Annotated in this window: 22 protein-coding genes and 1 riboswitch; of the genes, 9 read left to right on the forward strand and 13 right to left on the reverse strand. The window is 75.4% G+C overall.

Annotated features, from left to right (window positions below; genetic code table 11):
* Nucleotides 1-61: 61 nt before the first annotated feature.
* The 4 genes from IF99_RS0104980 to IF99_RS0104995 all read right to left on the reverse strand — a co-directional run bounded on the left by IF99_RS0104980 (nucleotide 62) and on the right by IF99_RS0104995 (nucleotide 4,754).
* Nucleotides 62-1,066, reverse strand: a complete 1,005-nt coding sequence (locus IF99_RS0104980; RefSeq protein WP_030995096.1) for an ABC transporter substrate-binding protein — start codon at nucleotides 1,064-1,066, stop codon at nucleotides 62-64.
* Between the two features lie 38 nt (nucleotides 1,067-1,104).
* The gene (locus IF99_RS0104985) at nucleotides 1,105-1,866 is read right to left on the reverse strand and encodes an ABC transporter ATP-binding protein (protein WP_030995097.1); all 762 of its coding nucleotides are present in this window, start codon (nucleotides 1,864-1,866) and stop codon (nucleotides 1,105-1,107) included.
* A 96-nt stretch (nucleotides 1,867-1,962) separates the two neighbouring features.
* Nucleotides 1,963-3,033, reverse strand: coding sequence for a FecCD family ABC transporter permease (locus IF99_RS0104990; protein ID WP_030995098.1), 1,071 nt, complete (start codon nucleotides 3,031-3,033; stop codon nucleotides 1,963-1,965).
* 116 nt (nucleotides 3,034-3,149) lie between these two features.
* A riboswitch (cobalamin riboswitch) is annotated at nucleotides 3,150-3,283 on the reverse strand.
* A gap of 46 nt (nucleotides 3,284-3,329) precedes the next feature.
* Nucleotides 3,330-4,754 (reverse strand): glucose-6-phosphate dehydrogenase, encoded by a 1,425-nt coding sequence (locus tag IF99_RS0104995; protein WP_030995099.1) that lies wholly within the window; start codon nucleotides 4,752-4,754, stop codon nucleotides 3,330-3,332.
* Between the two features lie 264 nt (nucleotides 4,755-5,018).
* Here IF99_RS0104995 and IF99_RS0105000 point away from each other — a divergent pair, with 264 nt between their 5' ends.
* On the forward strand, nucleotides 5,019-6,233 hold the full coding sequence (locus tag IF99_RS0105000; protein ID WP_324604361.1) for a methyltransferase domain-containing protein: 1,215 nt from the start codon (nucleotides 5,019-5,021) through the stop codon (nucleotides 6,231-6,233).
* Nucleotides 6,234-6,337: 104 nt separating this feature from the next.
* Here the strand turns inward: IF99_RS0105000 and IF99_RS0105005 are convergent, their stop codons facing one another.
* The 3 genes from IF99_RS0105005 to IF99_RS0105015 all read right to left on the reverse strand — a co-directional run bounded on the left by IF99_RS0105005 (nucleotide 6,338) and on the right by IF99_RS0105015 (nucleotide 8,833).
* Nucleotides 6,338-6,847, reverse strand: coding sequence for a DUF402 domain-containing protein (locus tag IF99_RS0105005; protein ID WP_030995101.1), 510 nt, complete (start codon nucleotides 6,845-6,847; stop codon nucleotides 6,338-6,340).
* A complete protein-coding gene (locus IF99_RS0105010; RefSeq protein WP_030995102.1) occupies nucleotides 6,828-7,757 on the reverse strand; it encodes a GNAT family N-acetyltransferase in 930 nt (309 codons plus the stop codon). Before IF99_RS0105010 ends, IF99_RS0105005 begins: the two co-directional genes overlap by 20 nt.
* Before the next feature lie 200 nt (nucleotides 7,758-7,957).
* Nucleotides 7,958-8,833, reverse strand: a complete 876-nt coding sequence (locus tag IF99_RS0105015) for a helix-turn-helix transcriptional regulator (protein WP_030995103.1) — start codon at nucleotides 8,831-8,833, stop codon at nucleotides 7,958-7,960.
* Between the two features lie 102 nt (nucleotides 8,834-8,935).
* Between IF99_RS0105015 and IF99_RS0105020 the strand changes: the two genes are divergently transcribed.
* Nucleotides 8,936-9,634 (forward strand): SDR family NAD(P)-dependent oxidoreductase, encoded by a 699-nt coding sequence (locus IF99_RS0105020; RefSeq protein ID WP_030995104.1) that lies wholly within the window; start codon nucleotides 8,936-8,938, stop codon nucleotides 9,632-9,634.
* Nucleotides 9,635-9,809: 175 nt separating this feature from the next.
* Here the strand turns inward: IF99_RS0105020 and IF99_RS0105025 are convergent, their stop codons facing one another.
* Nucleotides 9,810-10,184 carry a GntR family transcriptional regulator gene (locus IF99_RS0105025; RefSeq protein ID WP_030995105.1) on the reverse strand — a complete coding sequence of 125 codons (375 nt, stop codon included), beginning with the start codon at nucleotides 10,182-10,184 and terminating at the stop codon, nucleotides 9,810-9,812.
* Between the two features lie 491 nt (nucleotides 10,185-10,675).
* Here IF99_RS0105025 and IF99_RS0105030 point away from each other — a divergent pair, with 491 nt between their 5' ends.
* Complete coding sequence (locus tag IF99_RS0105030) at nucleotides 10,676-11,479, forward strand: SGNH/GDSL hydrolase family protein (protein WP_030995106.1); 804 nt, start codon at nucleotides 10,676-10,678, stop codon at nucleotides 11,477-11,479.
* A 145-nt stretch (nucleotides 11,480-11,624) separates the two neighbouring features.
* Here IF99_RS0105030 and IF99_RS0105035 read toward each other — a convergent pair whose 3' ends face one another.
* Nucleotides 11,625-12,695: a serine/threonine-protein kinase gene (locus tag IF99_RS0105035; protein WP_030995107.1), complete on the reverse strand. Its 1,071-nt coding sequence runs from the start codon at nucleotides 12,693-12,695 to the stop codon at nucleotides 11,625-11,627.
* A gap of 273 nt (nucleotides 12,696-12,968) precedes the next feature.
* On the opposite strand from IF99_RS0105035, the gene IF99_RS0105040 reads away from it, so the two are divergent.
* Both IF99_RS0105040 and IF99_RS32050 read left to right on the forward strand, forming a co-directional pair.
* Nucleotides 12,969-13,247: a hypothetical protein gene (locus IF99_RS0105040; protein ID WP_030995108.1), complete on the forward strand. Its 279-nt coding sequence runs from the start codon at nucleotides 12,969-12,971 to the stop codon at nucleotides 13,245-13,247.
* Between the two features lie 420 nt (nucleotides 13,248-13,667).
* Nucleotides 13,668-14,300, forward strand: coding sequence for a HutD family protein (locus tag IF99_RS32050; protein ID WP_030995109.1), 633 nt, complete (start codon nucleotides 13,668-13,670; stop codon nucleotides 14,298-14,300).
* A 67-nt stretch (nucleotides 14,301-14,367) separates the two neighbouring features.
* Here the strand turns inward: IF99_RS32050 and IF99_RS0105050 are convergent, their stop codons facing one another.
* The gene (locus tag IF99_RS0105050; protein WP_051703380.1) at nucleotides 14,368-15,606 is read right to left on the reverse strand and encodes a type ISP restriction/modification enzyme; all 1,239 of its coding nucleotides are present in this window, start codon (nucleotides 15,604-15,606) and stop codon (nucleotides 14,368-14,370) included.
* Between the two features lie 305 nt (nucleotides 15,607-15,911).
* On the opposite strand from IF99_RS0105050, the gene IF99_RS0105055 reads away from it, so the two are divergent.
* A complete protein-coding gene (locus IF99_RS0105055; protein ID WP_030995112.1) occupies nucleotides 15,912-16,988 on the forward strand; it encodes a Zn-dependent alcohol dehydrogenase in 1,077 nt (358 codons plus the stop codon).
* A gap of 65 nt (nucleotides 16,989-17,053) precedes the next feature.
* On the opposite strand, the gene IF99_RS0105060 is transcribed toward IF99_RS0105055, so the two are convergent.
* Together IF99_RS0105060 and IF99_RS0105065 are read right to left on the reverse strand one after the other, a co-directional pair.
* A complete protein-coding gene (locus tag IF99_RS0105060) occupies nucleotides 17,054-17,689 on the reverse strand; it encodes a hypothetical protein (protein ID WP_030995113.1) in 636 nt (211 codons plus the stop codon).
* A 62-nt stretch (nucleotides 17,690-17,751) separates the two neighbouring features.
* On the reverse strand, nucleotides 17,752-18,396 hold the full coding sequence (locus IF99_RS0105065) for a TetR/AcrR family transcriptional regulator (protein WP_030995114.1): 645 nt from the start codon (nucleotides 18,394-18,396) through the stop codon (nucleotides 17,752-17,754).
* Between the two features lie 75 nt (nucleotides 18,397-18,471).
* Between IF99_RS0105065 and IF99_RS0105070 the strand changes: the two genes are divergently transcribed.
* From IF99_RS0105070 to IF99_RS0105080, 3 genes are all read left to right on the forward strand, one after another.
* On the forward strand, nucleotides 18,472-19,623 hold the full coding sequence (locus IF99_RS0105070) for an acyl-CoA dehydrogenase family protein (protein WP_030995115.1): 1,152 nt from the start codon (nucleotides 18,472-18,474) through the stop codon (nucleotides 19,621-19,623).
* Between the two features lie 262 nt (nucleotides 19,624-19,885).
* Nucleotides 19,886-20,167 carry a YiaA/YiaB family inner membrane protein gene (locus IF99_RS0105075; protein WP_007828872.1) on the forward strand — a complete coding sequence of 94 codons (282 nt, stop codon included), beginning with the start codon at nucleotides 19,886-19,888 and terminating at the stop codon, nucleotides 20,165-20,167.
* Between the two features lie 90 nt (nucleotides 20,168-20,257).
* A complete protein-coding gene (locus IF99_RS0105080; RefSeq protein ID WP_030995116.1) occupies nucleotides 20,258-20,935 on the forward strand; it encodes a TetR/AcrR family transcriptional regulator in 678 nt (225 codons plus the stop codon).
* A gap of 75 nt (nucleotides 20,936-21,010) precedes the next feature.
* Here IF99_RS0105080 and IF99_RS0105085 read toward each other — a convergent pair whose 3' ends face one another.
* Nucleotides 21,011-21,475 carry a MaoC family dehydratase gene (locus tag IF99_RS0105085; RefSeq protein ID WP_030995117.1) on the reverse strand — a complete coding sequence of 155 codons (465 nt, stop codon included), beginning with the start codon at nucleotides 21,473-21,475 and terminating at the stop codon, nucleotides 21,011-21,013.
* Between the last annotated feature and the right edge of the window lie 100 nt (nucleotides 21,476-21,575).

Consider the following 21,575-nt stretch of genomic DNA (forward strand, 5'->3'; position numbering starts at 1 on the left):
CCGTCACCCCCGCCCCCGCCAAGTTCCCCGCCCGGAAGCGCCGCCGTTCGCGGTCCTCGCCTCACTCCGCGTCGGCGACCTCCCGCAGGTAGCCGCCCAGCCGCTCGATCGCCGAGGGGTTGCGCGGGCTCTCGACGAGGTCGGCGTAGTCCAGCACGTACACGTGCTTGTTCTTGATCGCGGACACGTTCCGCAGCGGCGGGTACGACAGCAGGAAGTCCCGCTTCTTCTTCGCGCTCGTCGCCCCGTAGTCGTTGATGACGATGACGTCCGGGTTCCGCTTCACGACCGTCTCCCAGCCGACCGTCGTCCACGAGTCCTTGAGGTCGTGCGCGATGTTGACGCCACCGGCCTCGCTGATGATCTGCTCGGGCGCCGCGTACCGGCCCGAGGTGAAGGGCTGGTCCTGGCCGCTGTCGTAGAGGAAGACGGAGGGCCGCTTCGCCGGGATCTTCGCGTGGACGCCCGCGACCGTCGCCTTGTACTCCTCGATCAGCTTCGTGGCCCGCGCCTCGACGCCGAAGATCTTCCCGAGGTTCTCCAGGTCGGTGTAGAGCGCGTCGAGCGGCGGCATGATGCCGCGCGAGGTACCGGTACGGGCGTTGCGGCAGGACTCGGTGAGCAGGTACGTGCCGATCCCGGCCTTGTGCAGTTCGTCCGGTGTCAGCGCGTTCTCGTTGAAGCCGTAGTTCCACCCGGCGAAGACGAGGTCGGCGCGCGCGGCGAGCGCGTTCTCCTTGGTGACGCGGTCCTTCGAGATCCACTTCACCTTGGCGTACGCGTCCTTGTACGGCACCTCCTTCAGCGAGCCCTTGTCGTCCGGCATGGCGTACCCGGCCATGCGGTCCTCCAGGCCGAGCGCGAACATCAGCTCGGTGATGCCGATGTCGTTGGTCACGACGCGCTCGGGCCGCTTGTCGTACGTGACCTTCTCGCCGCAGTTGGTGACGGTCACCGCTTCCGCCTTCGCGGCCTTGCCGTCGTCGTGCGCGACCTTCGCGCCGCAGCCGGTCAGCGTGACGGCGGCGGCGAGGCCGAGCGAGGCGGTGGTGAGGAGCTTGCGCACGGGAGAACCTCCGAAGGCAGGGGGCAGGGGGCAGGGAGTCAGGGGGCGAGGGGGTCGAACAGGAACTGGGTCGCGCCCGTCTCGGGGTGGCGCACGCGATGCGCCCGTACGCCGAAGACCTCCGCGAGGAGCGCGGCGGAGAGCACCTCGGCGGGCGGGCCCGAGGCGACCACGCGCCCGTGGTGCAGGACGTGCAGGAGGTCGCAGTGCGCGGCGGCGAGATTGAGGTCGTGCAACGCCGCGAGCACGGTCGGGCCGCTCGCGCGGACCTGGCGCAGGACATCGAGCTGGTGGGCGATGTCGAGGTGGTTTGTGGGTTCGTCGAGGACGAGGAGGCGCGGCTCCTGGGCGAGCGCGCGGGCGATGAGCACGCGCTGCTTCTCGCCGCCGGAGAGCGAGGTGAAGCCGCGCGCGGCGAGGTGCGCGACGCCCGCGTCCGCGAGCGCCCGCGCGCAGATCTCGCGGTCCCGCGCGGCCGAGCGCTCGCGGTGCGGGAGCCTGCCCATCGCGACGACCTCGGCGGCGGTGAAGCCGAAGTCGGCGGCCGTCTCCTGCGGCAGCGCGGCGAGCAGCCGCGCGGCGGCCCGGGGCGTGAGGCGGTGCACGTCCTCGCCCCCGACCCGGACGACCCCCGCGTCCGGCCGCCGCGCCCGGTACACGCAGCGAAGAAGCGTCGACTTGCCGCTCCCGTTCGGCCCGACGAGCCCCACGAAGGCCCCGGCGGGCGCGTCGAGCGCCACCTCGTCGACGAGCCGCGCGCCCGCCACGTCGACCGAGAGCCCTTCGATGTCGAGCCGCATGTCATCTCCTCCGCAGGGGACTTGGAAACGGGGACAGGGGAACGGGGGTACGAGGACAGGGCAGCGGGCCCGGCCCGCTTCGCGGGGCGTCCGCGCTCAGCGCCCCGCGAGCGCGTGCCCGCCGCGCCGCATGAGCAGCAGGAAGGCGGGCACCCCGAGCGCCGCCGTCACGACCCCGACGGGCAGTTCGGTGGGAGCGAGCAGCAGGCGCGAGAGCAGGTCGGCCCAGACGAGGAGCACGGCCCCGGCGAGCGGCGCGACCGCGAGAACCCGCGCGTGCGAGGCCCCGACGAGCATCCGTACGAGGTGCGGCACCATGAGCCCGACGAAGCCGATCGCCCCGCTCACCGCGACGACGCTCCCCGTCACGGCCGCCGTCACGACGAAGAGTTCGCGCCGCAGCCGGTCGGGCGGCACGCCGAGCGCGGCGGCCGTCTCGTCGCCCATCGCGAGCGCGTCGAGCGCTCCCGCCCGTGCGCCGAGCCACAGCAGTCCCGCGAGCACCGTCGCGGCGACGAGCGGCACCTTCGGCCACGTCGCCCCGCCGAGGCTCCCGAGCAGCCACATCATCGCCGAGCGCGCCGCCTCGCCCCGCTCCGCGCCGAACACCATGACCGTCGTGACCGCCTGGAACCCGTAGGCGAGGGCGGTGCCGCTCAGGACCAGGCGCAGCGGGCTGAGCCCGAGCGGGGAGCGGGCCACCGCGTAGACGAGGGCGGTCGCCGCGAGCGCGGAGACGAAGGCCGAGAAGGAGAGCGCCCACACGCCGAGGCCCGCGAGCGCCCCGAAGAGGATGACCGCGTTGGCGCCCACGGCGGCCCCCGAGGAGATGCCGAGCACGAAGGGGTCGGCGAGCGCGTTCCGTACGAGCGCCTGCACCGCGACCCCGACGGTGGCGAGCCCCGCCCCGGCCACGGCCGCGAGCACGACGCGTGGGAAGCGGATCTCCCACACGATCGTGTAGGCCCCCGCCTCGCCCGCGCCCACGCTCCCTCCGCTCAGCCCGGCCCACAGCAGCCGCAGCACCCGCCCCCAGCCGATCCCCGACGCGCCGAGCGCGACCCCGCAGACGAGCGAGGCGAGCAGCGCGAGCGCGAGCCCGAGGAGCAGTGGGGGCACGGGTATGCGGCGGGTGTCCCCGGCGCGGGGCGCGGTGGTGAGGGACATGACGGGCGCGCATCCTCCGGGAGGGCGGCCACCGGCGGAACGCGCAGGGCGCCGGTGGGGCCCGGAGGGGCTTCGTGGCGGTCCCTGCTCGCAGTCCACGGCGAGCGGTCGACGGGGTCGGTACTCCTGCCGCGGGCGATCGGGCTCGCGCGGCCCCCGGGACACCCCCGCGGGCCACGCACACCGTTGCGGGTCAGCGCCGGATTCCCACCGGCTTCCCCCACGAGAGGCCCGTGCAGGCTAACAAACCCCTGTCAGGGGCGAACCGCCGGGGCGGCACTTACCGCCCCGTACCCTCACTTCTCCGGCACCCGCCACCCCCGCTTCCCCGCCAGCTCCAGCGCCGCCGTGGGCCCGAACGACCCCCGCGCGTACGGCAGCGGCACGCTCCCCGCGCCCTGCACGTCCGCGCACACCTCCCACAGGCGCTCGATCTCCTCGGCGCCCGTGAACCACGTCGGGTCGCCCGCGAGCGCGTCGAGGAAGACCCGCGCGTAGGCGGTGAGCGGCGGGTCGTCGGGGAAGGCCGTGCCCTCGTCGAGCATGAGCGGCGCCCGGACGAGCCGGAAACCGGTCCCGGGCCGCTTCCCGTACGCCTCCACACCGAAGTGCGGCGGGTCGGTGAGGTCGAAGACCCACTCCGAGGGCCGGTCGCAGGCCGCGTCATCGGCACCGGGGACCCGCGCCGACTCGCGCAGCCCGATCGTCACCTGCTGCCGCGAGACGCCCATCGCCTTGCCCGTGCGCAGCAGGAACGGCACGCCCTCCCAGCGCGGGTCGTCGATCCAGGCGCGCAGCGCCACGAAGGTCTCGGCGGTCGAGTCGGCGGCGACGCCCTCCTCCTCGCGGTAGCCCTCGTACTGCCCGAACACCGTCTCGGCGGGGGAGAAGGGCCGCAGCCGCCGGAACAGCGCGGTCCGCGCCTCGCGCAGCTCGTCCGCCCCGTACCGCTCCGGCAGGTCGAGCGCGACGATGCCGAGCACCTGCCCGAGGTGCGTGGGGATCATGTCGCGGAAAGTCCCCGTGGACTCCATGAACGAGGCCCGGCCCTCGATGTCGATCTCCTCGGGCACGTCGATCTGCACGTACGCGAGGTGCTCGCGGTTCCACACCGACTCCAGCCAGCCGTTCGCGAGCCGCAGCGCGAGGAGGTTGCGCACCGCCTCCTTGCCGAGGAAGTGGTCGACGCGGAAGACGCGTTCCTCGGGGACGATCTCGTGCAGCCGCTCGTTGAGCGCGCACGCGCTCGCGACGTCCTCGCCGAACGGCTTCTCCATCACGAGGACCGCGTCGTCGCCGAGCCCGGTCGAGCCGATCATGCCGAGCATCCCCGACATGCTCGCGGGCGGCACCGAGAGGTACAGGAGGGTACGGGTGTCCGTGCCGAGCCCTTCGCGGGTCTCGCGCACGGCCCGGGCCAGGTCCTCGCCGTCCTCGGCCGACGAGGCCCGGAAGCGGAAGCGCGCCGTGAACTCGTCGAGCCCGGCCGGGGCCTCGCCGCCGTGCGCCTCCTTCACCGCGTCGGCGACGATCCCCCGGAAGTCGTCGTCCGAGCCGGGGGAGTGCCGCCCCGAGCCGATCACGGCGTACTCCTCCGCCATGAGGCCGCGCGCGTGCAACTGGAAGAGCGCCGGGTACAGCTTGCGCTTGGCCAGGTCGCCGGTGGAGCCGAAGAGGACCAGGAGCAGCGGACGGCCGTCGGCCGGGGAGTCGGAAGCCATGCGGGAAGCGCCTCTCGTACGGGAACGGGCCTGGCCCGGGGGCCGGGGCTGACCGGGGTCGGGTACCCGCTTTCCAGCCTTGTGCGCCTGGCGGCTCGTCACCTCGCCGCCGGGGCCGCTCGGGTGACCGCCGTGCCCCGGCCGGCGGATCAGCGCTGGTCGCGGGCGCGCTCGGGCCTTGTCAGTGGCGGGTGCCAGGATCGGCGGCACACGGCCGCGCGAGGCGCGAGGCCACGGGACGCACGGGCGAGAGGCGGGGCGCGCATGACGAGGACGGGCCGGGACGGGGCGGAGCGGGACGGGGAGAGGATGCCGGACGGTGGTGGTGCGTCCGATGGTGGCGGGGCGCCCGGCCGGGATGCGGAGACCGGGTGGGGCGCGGGCACGGACTGGGACGCGGTCGCGCCCGGGTTCGACGCCGGAGCGGATCACGGGATGCGCGATCCCGCGGTACGGGACGCCTGGGCGAGCCGCCTCACGGCCTGGCTGCCCGCCGCCCCCGCCGACGTGCTCGACCTCGGCTGCGGCACCGGCAGCCTCGCCCTGCTCGCCGCCCGCGCCGGACACCGCGTCACCGCCTCCGACCGTTCCCCCGCGATGCTCGCCGAGGCCCGTGCCAAGCTCGCGGGGACCGGCGCCCGCCTCCTGCGCGCCGACGCCGCGCACCCGCCCTTCGCACCCCGCTCCTTCGACATCGTCCTCGTCCGCCACCTGCTGTGGCTGTTCGCGGACCCGGCCGTCGTGCTGCGCCGCTGGTGCGCGCTGCTGCGCCCCGGCGGGCGGCTCGTCCTGGTCGAGGGCCGCTGGAAGGACGCGGGCCTGCCGCTCGCCGAGGTCACCGCGCTCCTCGCCCCGCTCGCCGAGCGCCTCCACACCGAGCCGCTCAGCGGGGACGCGCGCCTGTGGGGCGGCCCGGTCGACGACGAGCGGTACGCGGTCGTCGCGAGCCCCGCGCCACCCCGCAGGCACAGCGAGATCGTCGACGTCCACCTCTTCCTGCGCCGCGGCGACGAGGTCCTCCTCGCCCGCCGCGCGAACACCGGCTACGCGGACGGCCTGTGGCACGCGCCGTCCGGGCACGTCGAGGAGGGCGAGGACGTACGGACGGCGGTGCTGCGCGAGGCGTACGAGGAGACGGGCCTGCGACTCGCCCCCGAGGACGTCCGCGTCGCCCTCGTCATGCAGCACGCGGCCCCCTCGGGCGGGAGCCGTATCGGCTGGTTCTTCGAGGCCGTGCACCCGGCGGGTGGCGAGCCGCGCAACGCGGAGCCGCACAAGTGCGACGCCCTGGAGTGGTTCCCGCTCGACGCCCTCCCCGAGGGCCTCGTCGCCTACTGCGCCGCCGGGCTCGACGCCTACCGCGCGGGCGACCGTTTCGTCCTCCACCGCCATGCCCCGGACGACCCGGTGGCACGGGTAGCGGGGGTACCGGGGCGGGCGGTGGTGCTGCGGGAGAGCCCGGGGCCGCCGGCCGGGTGAGGCGCGGGGGCGGGGGCCGGTGGGGGACGGGCGGTGCGGGTGCGGTGCGGCGGGCCGGGAACGGGCGCGGCCCGGGGGCAGCGGGCACGGGCGCGGCCCCGGGGTCAGTACGCGAGGAGGGCGCGGAAGGCCGTGCGGTCCCTGTCCCGGTGTGCCAGGGCTTCGAGACCGGCCTGGGCGGCGCGGGCCCGTTCCGCCGCGTGCGGGTCCGCCGTGGGCAGGCCGCTCGCCAGGAACTCGTCCTCGTCGAGGCGGAGGGCGGGGCCCCGGCCCGGTGGCGGGACCCACAGGTCGAGTTCCAGGTCGTCCACCCGTACCGCCCCCTCCTCGCGCACCGCGGGACGGGTCATGTCGCAGTACCAGCCCTTGAGGCCGCCGTCCGACGCCCGCACCTCCTTGACCGCGTACCACGTCGTCGTCCAGTAGTGCTCGGTGAAGACGTCGCCGGGCGCGAAGCGGACGAAGCCGAAGTCGCGCGCCTCGGGCGAGGCCCACGGGGCCACCACCACGAGGTGCGTGCCGTCGTCGGCGAGCCGCCGGGCCGGGTAGCGCTTCTTGACGCGGCCCGCCTTGGTGAGCACGACGGTCAGGGCGTCAGCCGAGGGACTTGGCATGCCGCACCTCCGCGGCCGCCGGGACGTACCCGAACCACCTGTTGATCGCGAGCATCGGCTCGTTCCCCGTGTCGTTGTTCGTGAACGCCTCCGTGAACCCGGCCGCGCGGGCCCGGCTCAGCGAGTCGTGCTTGGCGAGCTTCGCGAGGCCCCGGCCCCGGTGGGCGCGCGCGGTCCCCGTCATCCCCGTGAAGTACCGGCTCGCGCCGTCCGTGTGCGCGAGGCTGAACGCGGCGGGCACCCCGTCCACGAGCGCCACCGTCGTCAGGTCCCGGTCGAACAGCGGGTGTCCCCAGGTGGACGCGAGCCAGTCCTCGTAGTCGTCCAGCGCGGCGCCGACCTCGCTCGGCTCGTCGGCCGCCGCCTCCGCGTCCAGGAGGAAGAGCGGTCGGGGGTCGTCGGCGAAGGCGGAGGCGGGCCGCAGCGCGACGCCCGGCGGGGGCGGCGCGAACGGGAGCAGTGGGGCCGTCAGGTCCAGGCGCAGGAAACGCGCGGAGCGGCCGGGGGACCAGCCCGCCCGGCGCGCGAAGCCGAGGTTCCGCTCCCCGTCGAGCACCCAGCTGAAGGCTTTGCGCGCGCCGATCGACGTCAGGTACTCCTCGGCGGCCGTCACGAGCGCCGTGCCCACGCCCCGGCCCTCGTGCTCCGGATGGACGTACACGTTGCAGAAGGCGAGGCCCGGTCGGGGGCTCTCGTGCGCGAGCCCCGTACTGCTCCGGCCGACCACCCGCCCCTCCTCGTCCTCGGCGAGCAGCAGCCGGTGGCGCTGCGCGGCGGGGGCGGCGGCGGACTGCCACCGCAGCAGCTCCGGGGTCACCAGCATCGGGGGGACGGCGGCCCGCAGGACGGCGGTGACGCCGTCGAGGTCGGCGGGGTCGTCGGGATCGAGGTCACGCACACGAATCGTCATCGGCGCGAACGGTAGGCGGGGGGCGGGGGCGGCGCATCCGAATTGATGCGGCGCCCCGGTCCTGCGGGGCGCATCCGCAGGGGCGGGGCGCCGGGGAGCCACTGGCCTCCGGGAGAGAGCCGCTGACCTGCGCGAGCGGCGCCGGGCTGCCCCACCCCGAACAACCCCGGCTCCGCTCAGCCCGGCACCGGTCCCGCCGCTCACCCCGAGGCGCCCGGCGCCGTGCCTCCCCTCGTCCCCGTCCCCAGGTCCTGGTTGCCCAGCACCCCCGCGAGCGCCAGCCGCTCCGCGTCCGTCGTGCCCGGTTCCGCCGTGTAGACCATGATCCTGAGGTCGCTGTCGTGGACCGTGAGGACGTCGCAGTCCAGGCGGATCTCGCCGACGTGCGGGTGCGCGATGATCTTGCGCGTGCTGAGGTGGGCGCCCACGGCGCCCTCGTCCCACAGCTCCGCGAAGCGCGGGCTGCCGGCGCGCAGCGCGGCGACGAGCGCTGCCGGGCGGGGGTCGTCCGGGTACCGCTGGGCGACCGTGCGCAGGTCGGCGGCCATGCCCGCCTCGAAGGCGGCCCGTTCCGCCGGTGTCATGACCGCGCGCGAGCCCGAGCCGAGGAAGGTGCGCCACACCGCGTTCCGCTCCCGGCTGCCGAGCGCCGAGGAGTCGCCCATGAGCGCCTCGTACGGGCCGTTGGCGAGCAGCAGCGTCCACAGCGCGTCGAAGACCGCGACCGGGACCCCGGCGAGGCGGTCGAGGAGGCGCTGCACGCTGGGCGGGATCCAGCCGGGCACGGTCCCAGGGCCCGGCGGGACGAGCCCGGCGGCGCGGTAGAGGTGCGCGCGCTCCTCGGGGGCGAGCCGCAGCGAGCGGGCGAGCGCCTCGACGACCTGCGCCGAGGGGTGCGTGGCGCGGCCCTGCTCCAGGCGCGTGATGTAGTCGGCGGAGATCCCGGCGAGCTGGGCCAGTTCCTCGCGGCGCAGCCCGGGGGCGCGCCGCCTGCCGCCCGCGGGGAGCCCGGCGGCCTGCGGGGCCACCCGGTCGCGCCAGCGCCGTACCGCCTGTGCGAATTCACCCGTCGCCATAGGGGCAGTGTGCACGCGCGCGGGGGCATCGTGCCTGGTACCGCTGTGCCCAGGAAAACGGGACCACTGGCCGGGGTGCCTCCCCGGCCGCACCGTGGAGACATGACCACTTCACTGATCACCGGAGCCAACAAGGGCATCGGCTTCGAGACGGCCCGCCAGCTGATCGCCGCGGGACACACCGTGTGGCTCGGCAGCCGCGACCCGGAGCGGGGCCGCGAGGCCGCCGAGAGCCTGGGTGCCAGGGCGCTCGTCATCGATGTGAGCGACGACGCCTCGGTGGCCGCCGCCTTCCGCACGGTCGAGGAGGCCGGCACGGGCCTCGACGTGCTCGTCAACAACGCGGGCATCGAGCCGCGCGCCGAGGATGGCGGGCCGCTCGCCGCGCTCGACGCGAGCGCGGACCGGCTGCGCACCGTCTTCGAGACGAACGTCCTCGGCCCGCTGCGGGTCACGCAGGCGTTCCTGCCGCTGCTGCGCCGCTCGGCCTCCGCCGCCGTCGTCAACCTGAGCAGCGGTCTCGGCTCGCTCGCGGCCGGCGGCGGGGCGCCGTACTACCCGAGCGTCGAGTACCCGGTCTCGAAGACGGCCCTCAACATGCTCACCGTCAAGCTCGCCCAGGCCCTGCCGGGCATCCGCGTCACGGCCGTCGATCCCGGCTTCACCAAGACGGACCTCAACCACCACGCGGGCACCCAGACCGTCGAGGAGGGCGCGGCGGCCCCGGTCCGCGAGGCGCTGGCCGGCAACGAGGGCGAGAGCGGCACCTTCGTGTCGGCCGAGGGCCCCGTCGCCTGGTAGCACCCGCGCGGAGCGGCTCCGCCGCACCTCGTACGGCCCGGGGGCGAGTCGTCGCCCGCACCGGCGCCGTGATACCGACCCGATGGAGGCGGCCGGCGTCCGCGAGGGTGCGGACCGCCTCCGGCGCGCCGGGCGCGACCTCGGCGGAGCGACGACGGACGCCGAGGGCCCGTGCTCAGTCCCCGTACGCCGCCCGCACGGCGTCCTCGATCAGCGCCCGCGCCTCGCTCTCGTCGAGCCCGAGGCGCCGGGCCCGCTCCGCGTAGGCGAGCGCCGTCGCCGCCGCCTCCCGGCGCGCGGAGTCCCCGGCGGCGGCCACCACCGTGCCGTGCCTGCCGCGCGTCTCCACGACCCCGTCCGTCTCAAGGGCCCGGTACGCCTTCGCGACCGTGTTGGCGGCGAGGCCCAGCTCCTGCGCGAGACCCCGCACGGTCGGCAGTCTGTATCCGGCGGGGAGCGCGCCCGAGCGCGCCTGTTCGGCGATCTGCGCCCGCAGTTGCTCGTACGGGGCGAGGGCGGAGGCGGCGTCGACCGCGATCTTCAGGCTCACGCCCCGATTCTGCCCCACGTGTCCCTCCGCTGACGGCCGGTCACCGGCCGCCGCACGCGTATCGCCGCGCGATGACGTCGCCTACCGAGGGGCGGGGGACCGCCAGGCGGCCGAAGCGGCAGCGGACACGACCGCGCCGTACTCGGCCGCCGACCGGGCGACCTCCTGGCGTGCGAGCCCGAACTCCCCTTCGACGACTGAGCGGACACCCGGTCGGGGGGACACGTGACCGGGTGGACACCCGACTGAGCGGACGCCTGACCGGGTGGACGTCCGCGTCGCGCCCTCCGCTCGCCCCGTCAAGGGACGTCCACGGCGGGGGAGATGGGGAGACACAGGCTTCTGAAGGCCATCTGGCCCAAGAAGAAGGCGAGTTGAAACCCAGTCCAGGTGAAACTTTCCGCCCGGTAACTTCTTGGCATGCACACTCCCGCGACCCGTCCGCGAGTGGTACGAACAGGAGGGCAGAAATCCTGCTACACGGAGGTCCCATGAGATTCCCCCGCGTCACCGCGATCGTGTCCTCGCTCCTCCTCGCCGCCGGTGCCACCCTCGCCTCGGCCGCCACCTCCCACGCCGCCGCCCCCACGGGCTACGTGGCCCTCGGCGACTCCTACTCCTCCGGGGTCGGCTCCGGTTCCTACGACAGTGCCAGCGGCGACTGCAAGCGCAGTTCCAAGGCGTACCCCGTCCTGTGGAAGAACGCGCACTCACCCTCCAGCTTCAACTTCGACGCGTGCTCGGGCGCTCGTACGGGTGATGTTCTCGCCAACCAGCTCGGCCACCTCAGCGCCTCCACCGGCCTCGTGACGATCTCCATCGGCGGCAACGACGCCGGGTTCGCGGACGTCATGACGACGTGTGTCCTCCAGTCCACCGACACGTGTGTCGCGAAGGTCAACACCGCCCGCGCGTACGTGCAGAACACGCTTCCCGCCGCCCTCGACAACGTCTACGGCCAGATCCGCGCCAAGGCACCGGCGGCGAAGGTCGTCGTGCTCGGCTACCCGCGCTTCTACCAGCTCAACGGCACCTGCGTCGCGGGCCTCGCCGAGGCCGAGCGCTCCGCCATCAACGGCGCGGCCGACCTCCTCGACTCCACCATCGCGGCCCGTGCCGCGAGTCACGGCTTCTCCTTCGGGGACGTCCGCACCACCTTCGCGGGCCACGAAATCTGCTCCGGCGACGCCTGGCTGCACAGCGTCGACTGGCTCAACATCGGCGAGTCCTACCACCCCAAGCCGGCGGGCCAGTCCGGCGGTTACCTCCCGGCCCTGACCAAGTACGCCCCCTGACCGAGCCGGTTCCGTACACGCCGGTACGGACCGGGCCGCCCACGCGCGGACGCTACGCGCGTGGACGGCCCGGTGCGGTTACCGGTCCGCCCGAGCCCCGCAACGCCCGGCCCATGGCGGTCCCGTGCCGCCCCCGGGCCCCGCGTCAGTCCCGTACCAGCACCCAGACCAGCACAGCCGCGGCCACGAGTACCGCGAGCCCCGCGCCGAGCAGCGCGGAGTACGGGGTGGCGCGGCCGTGCCGGGGCTCCTCCGGCGTGATCGGGGCGGGAGTCGTCCCCGAGGGAGCCGCCGCGCCCTCGGCCGTCGCGTCCTCCGCCCCGCGCCCGGGCCCCGGTTCCGCGTCCCGCTCCTCCGCCGGTTCCCTGCCCTCCGCGACCTCGCGCAACTGCCGTGCCGCCCGCTCCGCCGGGAGGCGCAGCGCCGGGTCCTTGCGCAACAGCCCTTCGAGCACGGGCGTGAGCGGGCCGGCCTGCACCGGGTGCGGCAGCGGGTCCTCGACGGCGGCCCGCACGGCCGCGAGCGGCGTCGCCCCCCGGAACGGCGGCCCGCCCTCGACGGCCGTCCACAGCACGACGCCGAGCGACCACAGGTCTCCCTCGGGTCCCGGCTCCGCCCCTTCCGCGCGCTCCGGCGCGAGACTCGCGGGAGAGCCCACGACCTCGCCCGGGAGGGTGAGCCCCCGCGCGCCGCGCAGCGCGGCGGTCCCGAAGTCGGTCAGCACCACGCGGCCGTCGTTGCCCAGGAGGATGTTCGCCGGGGTCACGTCACGGTGCACGACACCGACCGCGTGCGCCGCGCCGAGCGCGTCGAGCACGGCGAGCCCGACCCGCGCCGCGCGCGCGGGCGGCAGCGGCCCTTCCGCTGTGAGCACGTCGGCGAGACTCAGGCCGCGTACGAGTTCCATCACGATCCACGGCCGCCCGTCCGCCACCACGACGTCGTACACCGTGACGATCCCCTGGTGGCCGGAGCGCGCCGCCGCGAGCGCCTCGCGCTCCACCCGCGCGTACTGGCGCTCGCGCTCCGCCGCGTCCACGCCGGCCGGGACCCGTACCTCCTTGACCGCCACCTCCCGCGCCAGGTCCTCGTCCCGCGCCTGCCACACCGTCCCCGTACCGCCCGCGCCGAGCACGGCACCGAGCCGGTACCGGCCCGCGAGCAACCGCCCCGCCGGGTCCTCCGCCCCAAGACCTCCCGCGTCGCGTCCGTCCATCGCCCCGCCTCTCGTCGCGCCGTCCACTGTGACGACCTGTGACGACCGTTCCCGCACCGGACCCGAACTACTCGGCGGTACGCGGGATTCGGGCGGACCGTCCCTATTTCCACCCTCTGGCGGGACTCGCCCCGAAATGCTCCCCACGACGTGAGGATGCGTCAACCCCCTTACGGGGTAGGTGAATCACTTGACCGGGATACAAGGTGTCAGCCGGGGGCGATAGGGTTACCCTGCCCGGGGCCGGGTGCCTGACGACGGGTGGGGAGTGACATGGAACAGATAACGGTCCGCAGCAGGCCGCGCGTGCCTGCCATCACGTACGGGAGCGGTGCGAGCAGTTCACGGCTCGACCGGCACCTCGCGGTGCTCGGTGGTCCCGCCATCCCGCAGCGCGAGGCGGCGGAGGCCACTTCCCTGATGCGTGAGATCACCTCGCGCAAGGCGGCGACCGGGCTCGCGGCACAGCCCGACAGCAGGACGCGGATGAGCAAGGTCTCACTCCTCGCCCCGCTCAAGAAGCTGCGCCGCACCCTCTTCGGCGGGCGCTGACCGGGGCTCCCGCCCCGGCTCGCCACCCGCGCCGCCCACCGCCGGGCCGGCCGCCGCCCCCAGCCGGGCGCCGGCCGGTCCGCAGCCCCGCGCCCCCACCACGCCCCGCCGCATCTCCGGACCGCGCGCCGCGCCCCCGCACCCACCCCGGCCCCGGGCCACCTGGCGCGGTGTCGGCCGCGCGGGGCGCGGTGCGGGCGCCCGCCCGGAGCGGGGCGCTTCTCGCGTTCCGTCACGGAACAGAACACCCGGCCCTCCTCCGGCCCGCGCCCCCGCCTCCGGCCGCCGCCCCCCGCCCTCCTCGGCCGCGCCGCCCCGAACCTGGCGCCCACGCCCCCTGTGACCTGCCCCGATAGGGTGACGAGGACGATTCCGGACTGGCAGGGGACCACCTGGCGGGCACGAGGAAGGGGGCGGCGGATGAGCGGCGGCGGGATTCTGCGCTGGGAGGACTACCGCGCCATGCCGTGGCGCAACGGGGGCGGCACGACGCGGGAGGTCGCCTCGGGCGCGATACCGGGGACGGGGTCCGGCAAGGGGGCGTCCGGGGCGCCGGTACCCGGCGGCGAGGCGTCCGGGCCGGACGCGTTCGACTGGCGCGTCAGCATCGCGGACGTGGACGCGGGCGGGCCCTTCTCGGCGTTTCCCGGGATCGACCGCGTGATCACCCTCGTCGAGGGCTCCGGCATGGTGCTGACCGTGGACGGGGCCGCGCCCCGGCGCGTCGATCCGCTGGACCCCTTCGCCTTCCCCGGCGACGCGCGCACGGACTGCCGCCTGGAGGCGGGGGCGGTGCGCGACATGAACGTCATGACCCGCAGGGGCCGTGCCACCGCACACGTACGGATGCTGCGCGTCGGCGACGGCGGTACGGAGGTCGTGGCCGCCGCCGACGAGGTTCTGCTCGTCCTGGCCGTCACCGAGGGCGTCACCCTCGAAGAGCGGGGCGTCGCGACCCCGTTCGGCCGCCTCGACTGCGCCCGCGCCACACCGCGCGTCTCGCTGCGCGGCGAGGGCAGGGTGGCCGAGATCCGGATCGCCCCGGCCCGCTGAGCGCCGGGGGAGGGCCGGAGAGAGCCCAGGAGACCGAGAGGGGCCGGGGAAGACGGGGGGGAAACGCTCACAGCAGTACGAACTGCCCCTCCGGCCCCTCCTCGCGCGTCTCCAGGACGGTCGCGGGCCGCCGCGCCGCGGGGAGCACGGGGAGCACTCCGGCCGCCCGCAGCGCGGCCCCCCCGATCCCGTGGCCCTCCTCCTCGCCCGCCGCCGCGAACTCCGCGCAGTGCGCCGCCCGTTCGGCGTGCAGCGTGAGATCCGTGAGCAGCCCGAGGAGGTCCGAGGTCCACTCGCGGGGCCACGCGCGCGGCACGACCGCCGCCAGCCCCTTCGCCGCCGGGTCGCTCACACGGGCGCGGAACCACCGGGCGAGAACGCGTTCGCCCTCGTGGTGCGCCTCCCAGGCGGCGGGCGCGACCGGGGCGAGCAGGCCCGTGTCGCCGACGCGCAGGGCCTGGTCCCCCGCCTCGTACGAGAGGGACGGGAGCGCACCGCGCGGTGAGAGTTCCAGCGCCTCGCGCACCCACGGACGGCGGCCTCCCGGCAGCCGGGGGCGCGGCCCCGCGTGCGTCCCGTGGCCCCGCAGCGCCACCTCGCGCAGCCCACGCCCCAACGCGGTGCCGGCCGCCCACTCCTCGTACCTCCCCGGCAGCCGCACCTCCCGGCCGCGGTGGGTGGGGCGCGCCGTGGCGAGCAGCCAGTCGAGCACGTCGAGCGGGGCCACAGGCCGCCCGTAGCGGTCCGAGAGATGGGCGAGGAGGCCGGGGGAGAGGTTGGGCTCCCGGCCGCCGGGGCGGCGGAAGAGCGGGTGGACGCGGCTGCCGGGGCCCGCGCCGAAGGGGAGGAGCGCGGTGACGGCGAGGCCGGTGGCACGCGGGTCGTGCACGAGGAAGAGCTGGGAGGCGTCGGCGACGCGCCACAACTCGGGGCGCGGGGCGTCCAGGAGACGGTGGTCGGGGAGCAGGAAGCGCTCCTCGTAGGGGCCGAAGGCGACTCGTACGGGCTCGGGAGCCGGACCCGACTCGCGCGCGAGCCGCCCCGTCCCCGTGGACTGGCCGGGCAGTTGCGCGACCGTCGTGTGCAGCGTCCTGGCCCGGCTCGGCACCAACAGCGCCTCGCGCGCGCCCTCTTCGCTCGCGGCGAGGAGCGCGGTCCAGCGGGCGCGCGCGGTCGCCCGGTCCGTGGCGAGCGGCCAGTCGCGCCCGGCCCTGGGGGCGGGGACCGACCACGGGAGGACGGCGTTCAAGGGCAGCCGGTCGTCGTCGCTCACACCATCCCTCGCACGGTCGCTCACACGGCCCATCGTAGGCAGCCGCTCGCGCGCGGGCAGGAGGGTGAGCGGAGGCGGGCGGCCGGGCCGGAGGCGACCGGTCTCCATCGCCGCGGCGTCCGGCCCCCGGCAGCGGAGGACGTCCTGTCCCCGGCGCGCGGGCATCCTGCCCCCGGCGCCGGGCGCGTCCGGCCTCTGGCACGTGAAAACTAACGCCGCTAGTTTGGCTTCGGGTTCACCGGGTCACCCGGTGGTCCTGGGCCGGGGAGCGCGAGCGATGTCGAGCGGCACCCCGCGACGCGAGGAACACGAGCAACGCCGAGGAACGGAGACAGACCGTGGTGCGTGCAGCCGTCCAGCCCGCCGTGGGAGCGCCCCTGGAGATCACCCGGATCGACCTGCCCGAACCGGGCCCCGGGCAGGTGAGGGTCCGGCTCGCGGCGGCCGGGGTCTGCCACTCGGACCTCTCGCTCTCCCAGGGCACCCTGCGCGTCCCCCTGCCCGCCGTGCTCGGCCACGAGGGCTCGGGGACCGTCGTGTCCCTCGGCGAGGGCGTCCGTTCGGTCCGCCCCGGCGACCCCGTCGTCCTCAACTGGGCCCCCTCCTGCGGGACCTGCGCCTCCTGCGGGCGCGGCGAGGTGTGGCTGTGCGAGAACGCCCTGACGGGCGCGGGCGCCGCGTACGCCCGTACCGAGGACGGCACGACCCTGTACCCGGGGCTCAACGTGGCGGCGTTCGCCGAGGAGACCGTCGTCTCCGAAGCCTGCCTGCTGCCCGCGCCCGAGGGCGTCGCGCTCGACGAGGCCGCGCTCCTCGGCTGCGCGGTGCTCACCGGCTACGGGGCCGTGCACCACGCGGCGCGCGTGCGCGAGGGGGAGTCCGTCGTGGTGTTCGGCGCGGGCGGCGTCGGTCTCGCGGCGCTCCAGGCGGCGCGCATCGCGGGCGCGGGGAGTGTCGTCGCGGTCGACGCCTCGCCCGCGAAGGAGGACCTCGCCCGCCGCGCCGGAGCCACGGACTTCGTGCGCGCCTCGGAGACCACGGCCAAGGAGGTGCGCCGCCTGACGGGCGGCGGCGCGGATGTCGCGATCGAGTGCGTCGGCAGGGCGGTGACGATCCGTACCGCGTGGGAGTCGACCCGGCGCGGCGGGCGCACGACGGTCGTCGGCATCGGACCGGCCACCGAGGAGGTCCGCTTCCACGCGCTCGAACTCTTCCACTGGGGCCGTACGCTCTCCGGCTGCGTCTACGGCAACAGCGACCCGGCCGCGGACGTGCCCGTCCTCGGCGAGCACGTCCGCGCGGGCCGTCTCGACCTGAGCACCCTCGTCACGGACCGCATCCCGCTCGACGCCGTCCCCGACGCCTTCACGGCGATGCGCGAGGGGAGGGGCGCGCGGGCGCTGGTCGTGTTCTGAGGGTCAGCGCCGGGGCAGGGCTGGGGGCAGCGCGGGGGTCGCCGTCTCCGCTCTCACGGCCGCCCTCACCCCGGCACCTCCACCGTCGACACGACCCGCACCAGGCACGGCCTGCGCGGCGTCTGCGCGAAGCCGAAGCGCGGCGGCGGCGCGAGGGGGCCCGGCGCGCCGAGGTCCGCGCCCTCCCAGCGCGCTCCCGCGGCGGCGAGCCCCCACATGTCGCGCGCCGCGTACCACTCGCGCCGCCCGTTCCCCACCGTGCCGTACGTGCGCACCCCGGGCAGCAGCCGCGCGGGCAGGTCCGTCAGGCGTGCCCAGGCGGGATGTTCGGCGAGCGGCGGCGGTACGGAGCGCAGCAGCGCGCCGAGCGGCGTGCGGTGCCCGGCGCGCAGGCGCAGCCGCAGCGGACCCGCCGTCACACTCCACTCCGGCCCGTCTTTCGCGACCTCGACCGGTACGACGCGCACCTCGTCGAAGCGGTACGTGGCCGCGACGAACTCCGCGACGTCCGCGCGCGGCGCGAGCAGCGTCCGCCGCCCGCCCGGACGCGCCACCATGACGTCGCTGAAGGCCCCGAAGGGGGAGCGCGGCCAGTGCCCGAGCACGAGCCGGGTCCCCGAGGCGGTGCCGAGCCCGGCGATCCAGCCGTCGAAGCGGAGCCGGCGCGGCGGCGCGGTGGGGGAGGGGCGCGGTGCGGTCATGCGGGGAAGTCTGGCGGGCGCGCGGGGCCCGGGACGGGAGCACACGCGGGACCGCGCGCGCTTCAGGCGGTGCGCGGCGGCAGTTCCCCGTACTGCCGCTCGAAGCCGTCGAGCAGTGCGCGCAGCCCCGTCGCGAAGGCGCGTTCGTCGACCGTGCCGCCCCGTCCGGCGAGGAGGTGGGCCTGGCCGAGGTGCGGGTAGTCGGCCGGGTCGTAGGCGTTCTCGTCGGGGACGAAGCCGCCCGCGAAGGAGCCGAGGGCCGAGCCCACCACGTACCAGCGCAGCGCCGCCCCGATCGAGGTCGCCTGCGCGGGCGGCCAGCCCGCCTCCGTGAGCGCCCCGAAGACCGCGTCCGCGAGACGCAGCGCCGCCGGGCGGCGCCCCGGCCCGCGCGCGAGGACGGGGGCGAGGTGGGGGTGGCGGGCGAGCGCGGCGCGGTAGGAGCGGGCCCAGTCGTCGAGCGCGGCGCGCCAGGGGCGGCCGTCCTCGAACATCGACAGGTCGACCTGCGCGCTCACCGAGTCGGCGACGGCGTCGAGCAGTTCGTCCTTCGTGCCGAAGTGGTTGTAGAGCGAGGGCCCGCTCACACCGAGTTCGGCCGCGAGCCTGCGCGTGGACAGCGCCGCGAGCCCCTCCGCGTCGACGAGCGCGCGAGCGGCTTCGACGATGCGCCCCGTGCTCAGGAGGGGCTTGCGCGGTCGGGCCATGCGGCACATAGTAGGGCCGGGACGCTAAAACTAGCGGTGCTAATTAAAGTGCTCGTGGAACGGTGGAGGCACGGCGTGGACCTGCGGCTGAGCGAGGAACAGGAAGCGGCCCGCCGCCTGGCGCGGGACTTCGTGGAGCGCGAGGTGGTCCCGTACGCGCGCGAGTGGGACCGGGCCGAGAGCGTGGACCGCGGGATCGTCGCGAAGCTCGGCGAGGTCGGCTTCCTGGGCCTGACGCTCGACGAGGAGTACGGGGGCAGCGGCGGCGACCACCTCACGTACTGCCTCGTGACGGAGGAACTGGGCCGCGCCGACTCCTCGGTGCGCGGCATCGTCTCCGTCTCGCTCGGGCTCGTCGCGAAGACGCTCGCCGCGTGGGGCGACGAGGAACAGAAGCGGCGCTGGCTCCCGGGGCTGACGTCCGGGCGGTCCGTGGGCTGCTTCGCGCTCACCGAGCCCGGCACCGGGTCGGACGCGGGCGCGCTCACGACGCGGGCCGTGCGCGACGGGGACGACTGGCTCCTGACCGGCGGCAAGATGTTCATCACGAACGGCACGTGGGCCGACCTGGCCCTCGTCTTCGCCCGCTCGAACGACGCGCCCGGGCACAAGGGCGTCTCCGCCTTCCTCGTCCCCACCGACACCCCGGGATTCGAGCGCCGCACCCTGCACGGAAAGCTCGGCCTGCGCGGCCAGGCGACCGCCGAACTCGCCCTCGACGGGGTGCGTGTGCCCGGTTCCGCGCTGCTCGGTCCGGAGGGCAAGGGCTTCTCGGTCGCGATGTCCGCGCTCGCCAAGGGGCGCATGTCGGTCGCGGCGGGCTGCGTCGGCATCGCGCAGGCCGCGCTCGACGCCGCGCTCGGCTACGCCACGCGGCGCGAGCAGTTCGGCAAGCCCGTCGCGGGCCACCAGCTCGTGCAGGAACTCCTCGCCGACATCGCCCTCGACGTCGACGCGGCCCGCCTGCTGACCTGGCGCGTCGCCGACCTCGTCGACAGGGGCGAGCCCTTCACGGGCGCCGCCTCCCGCGCCAAGCTCTTCGCCTCCGAGGCCGCCGTCCGGGCCGCGAACAACGCGCTCCAAGTGCACGGCGGCTACGGCTACATCGACGAGTACCCGGTGGGCAAGCTCCTGCGCGACGCCCGCGTCATGACCCTCTACGAGGGCACGAGCCAGATCCAGAAGCTCCTCATCGGGAGGGAACTGACGGGGATCTCGGCTTTCTGAGCGGCGGCGGCGCACAGGCTGGGCCGCCCCAGGAGGGGCGGCCCCGGAGGGGGGATACAGGCGCCGCACACATCGCCCGCCACGACCCCGCACGGGCGGCCCGCCGGACGCGGGGACACGAGCGGGCCCGGCACGTCCACCCACGCGGTTACGGCGCCCCCGGAGGCGCGGGTACGGGCGCACCGGTCCCCGGCCTCGTGCTCACTCCCGTATGAGTAGCCGCGCGGATGTCCCCCGGGGCTCCGCGCGGCACGCTCGTGCCATGACCGACACACCCGCCAAGGCCGGGCCCACCGGGGCCTATTTCGGCCAGGCCATCGCCTCCTTCGCCGTCGCGCTCGTCGCCACGGCACTCGGTATCCTCCGGCTCGAAGCGGACGCGTGGGTACGGGGTTTCCTCGCCGTCGCCGTCCTCTTCCTCGTCACCTCCGCTTTCACCCTCGCCAAGGTCATCCGCGACCGGCAGGAGGCGGACCAGCTCATCAACCGCGTCGACCAGGCCCGCGTCGACAAGCTCCTCGCGGCGAACGACCCCTTCCACTGAGGCGGGCGGGGGGCGCCCGCTAAGCGCCCGCTCAGCTTTGCGGTTAGGGTGTGTCTCCGTGAAGCGGTTCCGTACGGGAAGAGGTGGGCGATGAGCGCGGCGCGGCGGCCCGAGGACGGACTGTCGGCCGGGGAGACCCCCGCCGGCGAGGCGGAGGACACGCCCTGGTCCGACGTGACGCCCGACGCGGCACGGCGCCTGCTCGTCGCCGCCGTGGAGGCGTTCGCCGAGCGCGGCTTCCACGCCACCACGACCCGCGACATCGCCGGGCGCGCGGGCATGAGCCCCGCCGCCCTCTACATCCACTACCGCACCAAGGAAGAGCTGCTCCACCGGATCAGCCGGGTGGGGCACGACAAGTCCCTCGCCGTCCTGAGCGAGGCGGCCGAGGGGCCGGGCGGCGCGGCGCCACGCCTCGCCGAGGCCGTCCGGGCCTTCGTCCGCTGGCACGCCGCGCACCACACCACGGCCCGCATCGTCCAGTACGAACTCGACGCGCTCGACCCCGGGCACCGCGCCGAGATCGTCGCCCTGCGCCGCCGCACCGAGGCGGTCGTGCGCGGCGTCATCGAGGACGGTGTGCGCAGCGGGGCCTTCGACGTGCCGGACGTCCCGGGGACCACGCTCGCCGTGCTCTCGCTGTGCATCGACGTCGCCCGCTGGTTCAACGCGGCCGGGCGCCGCACCCCCGAGCAGATCGGGGACCTGTACGCGGACCTCGTGCTGCGGATGGTGGGGGCGGCGCCGGGGGAGGGCGGCGAGGAGTGAGCGGCCCGGGGGCGGGCGGCGCGGAGTGAGCGACTGGAGGGCGCGCGGTGCCCCGGAAGTGCCCCGGAGGCCGCCTCAGAGGTAGAAGCGGCTCACCGACTCCGCGACGCACACCGGCTTCTCGCCGCCCTCGCGCTCCACGGTGAAGGCGACCGTGACCTGGAGCCCGCCCGTCACGTCGCTCACGTCCGTCACCGTGCCCGTCGCCCGCAGCCGGGAGCCCACCGGGACCGGGGCGGGGAAGCGGACCTTGTTGGTGCCGTAGTTCACGCCCATCCTGACCCCCGCGAGGTCCATGAGCTGGGGCGCGAAGAGCGGCAGCAGCGAGAGCGTGAGATAGCCGTGCGCGATCGTCGTGCCGAACGGGGACTCCTTCGCCGCGCGCTCCGGCTCCACATGGATCCACTGGTGGTCCCCGGTCGCCTCCGCGAACAGGTCGACGCGCCGCTGGTCGATCTCGATCCAGTCGGTGTACCCGAGCCGCTCCCCGACCGCGCCCTTCAGCTCCTCCGGTGAGGAGAAGACCCTCGGCTCCGCCATGACTGCCACCTTCCGCGAGTATGTCTAAGCGCTTGCTCAGCATTATGGGTGCGGGGCCCGCTGTCAACGGCCGTGGGCGCACGCGCTCCCGTACGCTGGG

The sequence above is a fragment of the Streptomyces sp. NRRL F-5630 genome, from assembly GCF_000719475.1.
Taxonomy (GTDB): Bacteria; Actinomycetota; Actinomycetes; order Streptomycetales; family Streptomycetaceae; genus Streptomyces.